7 protein-coding genes are annotated in these 7,564 nt (G+C 76.0%); 3 read left to right on the top strand and 4 right to left on the bottom strand.

Annotated elements, in window-relative coordinates; genetic code table 11:
* Positions 1–1,142: 1,142 nt before the first annotated feature.
* Positions 1,143–2,111: a hypothetical protein gene (locus ACFV7Q_RS37675; protein ID WP_385435456.1), complete on the bottom strand. Its 969-nt coding sequence runs from the start codon at positions 2,109–2,111 to the stop codon at positions 1,143–1,145.
* Between the two features lie 321 nt (positions 2,112–2,432).
* Between ACFV7Q_RS37675 and ACFV7Q_RS37680 the strand changes: the two genes are divergently transcribed.
* Positions 2,433–3,920 carry an AlkA N-terminal domain-containing protein gene (locus ACFV7Q_RS37680; RefSeq protein WP_385435457.1) on the top strand — a complete coding sequence of 496 codons (1,488 nt, stop codon included), beginning with the start codon at positions 2,433–2,435 and terminating at the stop codon, positions 3,918–3,920.
* A 15-nt stretch (positions 3,921–3,935) separates the two neighbouring features.
* The gene (locus ACFV7Q_RS37685; RefSeq protein ID WP_385435458.1) at positions 3,936–4,460 is read left to right on the top strand and encodes a methylated-DNA--[protein]-cysteine S-methyltransferase; all 525 of its coding nucleotides are present in this window, start codon (positions 3,936–3,938) and stop codon (positions 4,458–4,460) included.
* 135 nt (positions 4,461–4,595) lie between these two features.
* On the opposite strand, the gene ACFV7Q_RS37690 is transcribed toward ACFV7Q_RS37685, so the two are convergent.
* Genes ACFV7Q_RS37690 through ACFV7Q_RS37700 form a run of 3 tightly spaced genes read right to left on the bottom strand, consistent with a single transcriptional unit; the run spans position 4,596 to position 6,138 of the window.
* Positions 4,596–5,129, bottom strand: a complete 534-nt coding sequence (locus tag ACFV7Q_RS37690; RefSeq protein WP_385435459.1) for a YcxB family protein — start codon at positions 5,127–5,129, stop codon at positions 4,596–4,598.
* A gap of 30 nt (positions 5,130–5,159) precedes the next feature.
* Positions 5,160–5,588 carry a hypothetical protein gene (locus tag ACFV7Q_RS37695; RefSeq protein ID WP_385435460.1) on the bottom strand — a complete coding sequence of 143 codons (429 nt, stop codon included), beginning with the start codon at positions 5,586–5,588 and terminating at the stop codon, positions 5,160–5,162.
* A gap of 49 nt (positions 5,589–5,637) precedes the next feature.
* Positions 5,638–6,138, bottom strand: coding sequence for an NUDIX domain-containing protein (locus ACFV7Q_RS37700; protein ID WP_385435461.1), 501 nt, complete (start codon positions 6,136–6,138; stop codon positions 5,638–5,640).
* A 235-nt stretch (positions 6,139–6,373) separates the two neighbouring features.
* Here ACFV7Q_RS37700 and ACFV7Q_RS37705 point away from each other — a divergent pair, with 235 nt between their 5' ends.
* Positions 6,374–7,522, top strand: a complete 1,149-nt coding sequence (locus ACFV7Q_RS37705) for a glycerate kinase (protein ID WP_385435462.1) — start codon at positions 6,374–6,376, stop codon at positions 7,520–7,522.
* Positions 7,523–7,564 lie beyond the last annotated feature (42 nt).

Consider the following 7,564-nt stretch of genomic DNA (forward strand, 5'->3'; position numbering starts at 1 on the left):
GGCGCGGGGCCGCCCCGCCCCCCCCCCGCCCCGGCCGCGCCGGCCCGCCCCGCGCGCGGCCGCGACGCGCCGGAGCGGGAGGCCGACCCCGCCCGTCGGAGCCGGACCGACCCGAGCAGGGGCACGGCGCGGTCCCGGGCGGCAGGGCAGTGGTCCGCTCGCCGATCCACGGGCGGGGCTTCGGGGGTGTGGCCGGGGTCGGCATCAGGACGCGGTCGGAGCCGCCCGAGATGGTCGAGTTGTCGTTGCCCTTGTGCGTGCTGACCGCGCTGGACGGGGTGTACGGGGACCGCAGGGACGCGATCGCCGTCGCGGGGCGGACCGCCTACGGATCACCGGAATCGCCGAGCGGCGCGCCCACGATCCCGACCCGGCCGATCACGTCACATCACCCTCACCCGGCAGCGGGTCCAAGAGCCGCAGGCTAAGGCGCTCGGGGATGACCGCGGACGTGTGGGAACCCGGCCGGGATCCGGTCCGGAGCCGGAGACGGTTCCGGGCATGCCGCTGAACACCCCGGATGACGCCCGCCCCGCACCGATCCCGGGCCCGACACGGGCCTACGGCGCCACCGGACCGCCGGGGCGCCGGGGCCGTCGGGTGCCGCCGGGCCCGCGGGCCGCTCCTGACGCTCCGCCGCCAGGGCCGGGACCCGGCAGGCTCCGCCGGGGCGGGACGGCCGGGCCGAACCCGCGTCGCCCGGTTCCGGGCACCGCGCCGCCGGCCGTCGGCCCGGGGCAGGGCCACCAGTGGGACCGCCAGGCCACCGGCCACCGGCCGAGAGCCACCGGAGCGAGCCGGAGGTCATCGGGGCAGGACCTCCAGGCGGTCGGGCGGGGGGCGCCAGGCCAGAGCCAGCCCCGGGGGGCGAGTACGGTCGCCGGGCCCGGGCCGACGCCAGGGCCGTCCGAACGGCACCCCCAGGCGGTCGGGCGGCGGCGCCAGGCCAGAGCCGGCCCCGGGGGGCGAGTACGGTCGCCGGGCCCGGGCCGACGCCAGGGCCGTCCGAACGGCACCCCCAGGCGGTCGGGCGGGGGCGCACCCCGGGGTGCGGAGCCACCGGGTCGGGTACCGGGCCATCGGGCGCCGGGACGCGGCCGTCATGCCGTCGAACCGGCCCGCCTGGCGGACGGTGGGCGCCGTCAGGACGGGGCGGGTGATCGGCGGGCACGCAGCCGGAGGAGGGCGAAGACGAGCAGGCCGGTGAGGGCCAAGCCCACGACGAAGCCCGTGACCTGCCATGCCACGGCGTGCGGGTAGGTGTACCGGATCCAGCAGCGGTCGCGGCAGCCCCGGGTCGCCTCCCGGCGGCCGGGCATCGTGTGGAAGGCCAGTATCAGGGCGACGGCGAGCGGGCTCGCCACCGCGCCGGTCAGCAGCCAGCGCGGAACGGCGCGGAGCCCGGACGCACTGGCGGCCCGCCCGGCGGCGAGCATCGCCCCGACGGCCAGCACGGGCACCGCCAGACCGAGGCAGGCGGCGAAGGCGTGGCCGCCGCCGGGCCAGTGCAGGGCGGCGGTGCGCCACCAGTCGGCCGCGTACAGACTGCTCAGGGTCACGAAGGCGGCCATTGCCAGCAGCCAGGTGGCGATCACGCCGCGCGGTGCGCGCTCGGCCGGCCGGACACTCCTCGGTCCGGTATTCCCCGCCCGCATCCGCCGGTCGGAACGCCATTGGGCCAGCAGCCCCGGTTCCCCGCGGAGGGGCGGTGCCACCAGCAGCCGGGGCCGGTTGAACAGGACGACCGCCGGTACGAGCACCACCGCGCCGAACGCGGTGAGCGCCAGTGCGGCGGCCGGAATCCCGATGCCCGCCGCGGCGGACAGCTCGACCCCGAGCACCGGCAGCGCCCAGCGGACCCCCACGCCGAGGGCGATGACCCAGGCGCCGCCGAGGATGACGGGCAGGGCCCGGTTGATGCCCTGCCTCAGGGCGCGGCCGGCGGAAACCCCCGGGGGCAGCGACCAGGACACCCAGTCCACGTCCGGCCGGCTCGCGATGCCGGCCCCACGCCAGTGCCGGCGCAGCAGTACCGCGGAAGCGCCGAGGAACAGGATCCAGACGGCGGTCCAGACGGCGGTCCAGACGACGGCTTCGGCCTCGGATCTCACAGGGGTCCTTTCCGTCATGCGGATGTTTCAGGCCATGGGTGAGGGGTGTGGCCGAAAATCGGCGCCCATATTGCCATGGGCCCCGCGTCGACCGCGAAGGAGGCATGGGTGGGGGGCGGGGGCGAGCGCGGGGCGAGCGCGGGGCGAGCGCGGGGCTGGCGGGGTGGGGGCGGGGCTGGCGGGGTGGGGGCGGAACGCGGCGGCGCGGACCCGAACCACGGTGCGCTGCCGCCCGACGGGCACGCCCCGGCCCCCGGCCCGGCTACGCTTGATGTCGGAAAATCGCCAGCCCCCGTCCCCCACGGTCGGGATCCTTGAGCCATGTACACCGACACCGAGCGCTGCGTCAGGGCCGTGCAGTCCAAGGACGCCCGGTTCGACGGGTGGTTCTTCACCGCCGTCCGGACCACCGGGATCTACTGCCGGCCCAGCTGCCCCGCCGTGCCGCCCAAGGTCGAGAACATGACCTTCCTGCCCAGTGCCGCCGCCTGCCAGCAGGCCGGGTACCGGGCCTGCAAGCGGTGCCGGCCCGACAGCTCCCCCGGATCCCCCGAGTGGAACGCCCGCGCCGACGCCGTGGCGCGGGCCATGCGGCTCATCCGGGACGGTGTCGTCGACCGCGACGGCGTCCCGGGGCTCGCGGCCCGGCTCGGGTACTCCACCCGGCAGGTCGAGCGGCAGCTGAACGCCGAGCTCGGGGCGGGGCCGCTCGCCCTCGCCCGGGCCCAGCGCGCGCAGACCGCCCGGCTGCTGATCGAGACCTCGACCCTGCCCATGGGCGACGTGGCCTTCGCCGCGGGCTTCGCCTCCATCCGGACGTTCAACGAGACCGTGCGCGAGGTGTTCGCCCTGGCCCCCGGCGAGCTGCGCGCCCGGGCCGCGGGGGGCAAGGGCAGCGCGACGGAGCCGCGGATCCCGGGAACGATCACCCTGCGGCTGCCCTACCGGGCCCCGCTCAACCCCGACAACCTCTTCGGCCACCTCGCCGCCACCGCCGTCCCCGGCGTCGAGGAGTGGCGGGCCGGCGCCTACCGCCGCACCCTGCGGCTCCCCTACGGCACCGGGGTCGTCGCCCTGAGCCCGCAGCCCGACCACATCGGCTGCCAGCTGGCCCTCACCGACCTGCGCGACCTCACCCTCGCCATCAGCCGCTGCCGCTGGCTGCTGGACCTGGACGCCGACCCCGAGGCGGTGGACGGGCAGCTGCGCTCCGACCCGCTGCTCGCCCCGCTCGTGGACAAGGCCCCGGGGCGCCGGGTCCCGCGGACCGTCGACGCGGCCGAGTTCGCCGTACGGGCGGTCCTGGGCCAGCAGGTGTCCACCTCGGCGGCCCGGACCCACGCCGCCCGGCTGGTGACCGCGTACGGCGAGCCGGTGGCCGACCCCGACCCCGAGGGCGGCCTCACCCACTTGTTCCCCTCGCCGGAGGCGCTGGCCGCCCTGGACCCGGAGCAGCTCGCCCTCCCCCGCAGCCGCCGCACCACCCTCACCACCCTGGTCGCGGCCCTGGCCGACGGCTCGCTGGCGCTGGGTATCGACAGCGACTGGGACGCCGCCCGCGCCCGGCTCGCCGCCCTGCCCGGCTTCGGCCCCTGGACCACCGAGGTCATCGCCATGCGGGCGCTGGGGGACCCCGACGCCTTCCTGCCGTCCGACCTGGGGCTGCGGAAGGCCGCCGCGGAGCTCGGGCTGCCGTCCACGCCCGCGGCACTCACCGCCCGCGCGGCCGGCTGGCGGCCCTGGCGTGCGTACGCCGTCCAGTACCTGTGGGCCACCTACGACCACCCGATCAACCACCTGCCCGTCTGAGGAGCACGCAGCACCATGACGCACATCAAGCAGCACACCGTCGTCGACAGCCCCTACGGGCCGCTCACGCTCGTCGCCACGGACGGGGTACTCAGCGGCCTGTACATGACCGGGCAGCGGCACCGCCCGGCCGAGGAGTCCTTCGGGGAGCGGGTCGCCGCGAGCGAGGCCCCGTTCCCGGAGGTGGCGCGGCAGCTCGCCGCGTACTTCGCCGGGGAGCTGACCGCGTTCGACCTGCCGATGCGCCTGGAGGGCACCGAGTTCCAGCGGAGCGTGTGGGCCCAGCTCGTGCGCATCCCGTACGGGCTGACCTGGTCCTACGGGGAGCTCGCGGCCCGGCTCGGCAAGCCGAACGCCTCGCGGGCGGTGGGCCTGGCCAACGGGAAGAACCCGATCGGGATCATCGTCCCCTGCCACCGTGTCATCGGCGCGTCGGGCAGCATGACCGGCTACGGCGGCGGCGTCGACCGCAAGGTCCGCCTGCTGGAGTTCGAGGCAGGCAAGGCGGCCGCCGTCCCGGCCGCGGACGCCCTCTTCTGATCCGCGGGGCGGAAGGAGGGCCTGAGCGCTCCCCTGGAAGTCCGGTCACGGAACCGCAGGCCGGTGGGTGCTGGTCGCGCAGTTCCCCGCGCCCCCTGCGGGGCGCGGTACCGCACCGGACTTCACCGAGCCCGCTCAGCGGCCGCGACCGACCCGCGCTTCGAGCACCGCGCCCAGCTGCGCTTCCTCGCCGGGCGCGGTCAGCAGCCGCTTGGGCAGCACCATGACGAGGCGCTGCCTGCCGGCGCGGCCCACGAGCACGAACAGCCGGTCCGTCTCGTAGTGGCGGGTGAACCGGTTCCACGGGACCCTCAGGAGCTCCACCCCACCGCGGGCAGTGGCGATGCCGGTGTCGTCGATCGTGCAGCGGTGGGTGCCCTTGGCCTGCTCCCTGCGGAAGGAGCGGGCGGCGAGCGCCGGGGGCACGAGCAGCCCCAGCGCCGCGTACGCGGCCCCGGCACAGAGCAGGGCGGCCACGGTGTGAGGCGAGTCCCCGAGGGCGAACAGCGCCGCGCCCGTCGCCGCGAGTGCCGTCGTGGTGGCGATGACAGAGCTGCGCCAGCTCCGGAAGAGTCCGGCCGCCCGGACGGCCTCGAGGTACTCGTCGTCGTTCAGGTTCCCGGTCAGGGTGAGGGTGAGGGTGGAGCCGGTTTCGCGTATGTCGTGCACAGGACGGAGGCTACCGCCGCGGGGTCGCCGCTAGACCACGGCCAGGGGCACCAGCAGGGCGAAGGCGGCGCCGGCCTCCACCGCGTACGGGAACAGCGAGGGGTGCTGGACGGGGGCGGCGAGCAGGACCACGCTCTGCTGGGCGGTGGCGGCCTCCACCCAGTCGGCGTCGGCCCCGAGGTTGCCCTGGTACCAGCCCTCGCACGGGCCGGGACCGGAGACGGCGAGCAGGTCGTCCTCGCGGCGGTAGAGGGCCCGCCAGCCCTCGGCGGGGGTGGCCCAGCCGTCGAAGTCGGTGAACAGGGCCCAGCCGCCCTCGCGTATCGCGGTGTCGAAGAGCCACACCGGCGTTCCCTCGGGGGTCACCTCGCCGCCCTCCTGGCGGTCGGTGGTGAAGTGGACCATGGGCAGGGCGTCCGGCCCGTCGGCCGTGCTCGGCCAGGCGTACATCGTGATCATCAGCTGATTGTGTCCTGCTCTTGATAAGCCCCGTGTCACCGGCCCGGTGTCAGGAGTCGTCGGGGCGGCGGCCGTTCTCCAGTTCCACGACCCCCTCGCCGGATTCAAGGACCCGGCAGGCCTCCACGGCGCGCAGGCCGAGCGGGCCGAGGAGGTACGCGGGGAGCTCGGCGGGCTCGACGAGGCGCCAGGAGAGCAGTTCCTCCTCCTGGAGCCGGATCGCGGCGAGCCGTGCTTCGTCGAGGACGCCGCCGTCGTACAGGTAGGCGACCAGCGGGGGGCGGCCCGGGCCGAGCGTCCAGTCGACGGCGAGCAGCCGACCGAGGGGCAGGTCGAGGCCGATCTCCTCGGCGGTCTCGCGGCGGGCGGCCGCCCGCGGGGACTCACCCCGGTCGGATTCGATGGTCCCGCCCGGCAGCGCCCAGCCCTCCCGGTAGTTGGGCTCGACGATCAGCACCCGCCCGTGCGCGTCGCGGAAGAGGGCGGCCGAGCCGGCCAGGACCCGGGGCAGGCTCGCGATGTACGTGGCGTAGTCATCCGTGGTGGTCACCCGGTCACCCTATCGAGCGCGGCGCGCCCGGGGTCACGGGCGTGGCGGTCGGCCCTTCCGCGGATCCGGGCCGCGCCGCCCCGACATGCGGGCCCATGTCCGTGTTCACCGCATTCCACCGCATTCAGGGCGAGGGCGTGCCGGATGTGACCCAGGCCACCCATGGGCATAGGAGGATCCTCCGGATAGGCTCATGGGGGCGCGACTGCACTGTTCGAAAGCAAGGGATAGCAAGGTGACGGACGGAGCAGTAACTGAGGCCGCGCGCGTTCTCATCGCCGCGGACAAATTCAAGGGCTCGCTCACGGCCGTTCAGGTCGCGGAGCGGGTGACGGCCGGCCTTCGCAGGGCCGTACCGGGCGTGGAGGTCGAGACCCTCCCCGTCGCGGACGGCGGCGACGGCACGGTCGCGGCCGCCGTGGCGGCCGGGTTCGAGCGCCGGGAGGTACGGGTCACCGGGCCGCTCGGCGAGCAGGTCACGGCTGCGTTCGCCCTGCGCGACGGCACCGCCGTCGTCGAGATGGCGGAGGCCTCCGGGCTGCAGCTGCTGCCGGCGGGCGTCTTCGCGCCGCTGACGGCGACGACGTACGGCTCGGGCGAGGTGCTGAAGGCCGCACTGGACGCGGGCGCCCGGACGATCGTCTTCGGGGTCGGCGGCAGCGCCACCACCGACGGCGGGGCGGGCATGCTGGCCGCCCTCGGCGCGGTGTTCCTGGACGCCGACGGCGTGCCGGTCGGCCCGGGCGGCGGTGCGCTGGCCCGGCTGGCCTCGGCGGACCTCTCCGGCGTCGACCCGCGGTTCGCGGAGGTCGACTTCGTCCTGGCCAGCGACGTGGACAACCCTCTGACGGGACCGAAGGGCTGCGCGGCGGTGTACGGCCCCCAAAAGGGCGCCTCCTCGCAGGACGTGGCCGCGCTGGACGCGGCGCTGGCGCACTACGCGCTGGTGCTGGAGCAGGCGATCGGCCCGAAGGCCACCGAGCTGGCGGCCTCGCCGGGCGCGGGCGGTGCGGGCGGCATCGGCTACGGGGCCCTGCTGCTCGGCGCGAGCTTCCGGCCCGGCATCGAGCTGATGCTGGAGGTGCTGGGCTTCGCCCCGGCGCTGGAGCGGGCGACGCTGGTCATCACCGGTGAGGGTTCCCTGGACGAGCAAACCCTGCACGGCAAGGCCCCGGCCGGGGTCGCGGCCGCGGCCCGGGCGGCTGGCAGGGAGGTCGTGGCGGTGTGCGGGCGGCTCCTCCTGGAGCCGTCGGCACTGCAGGCGGCCGGCATCCGCCGGGCGTACCCGCTGACGGAGCTCGAACCGGACCCGGCGAAGTGCATCGCCAACGCGGGCCCGCTGCTGGAGCAGGTCGCGGCCAACATCGCCGCCGACACCCTCTGACCCACCCTTCCGAGTGCCACCGGAGCCCGGCCCCCCACGGGG

Source organism: Streptomyces sp. NPDC059851, from assembly GCF_042732005.1.
Classification (GTDB): domain Bacteria; phylum Actinomycetota; class Actinomycetes; order Streptomycetales; family Streptomycetaceae; genus Streptomyces.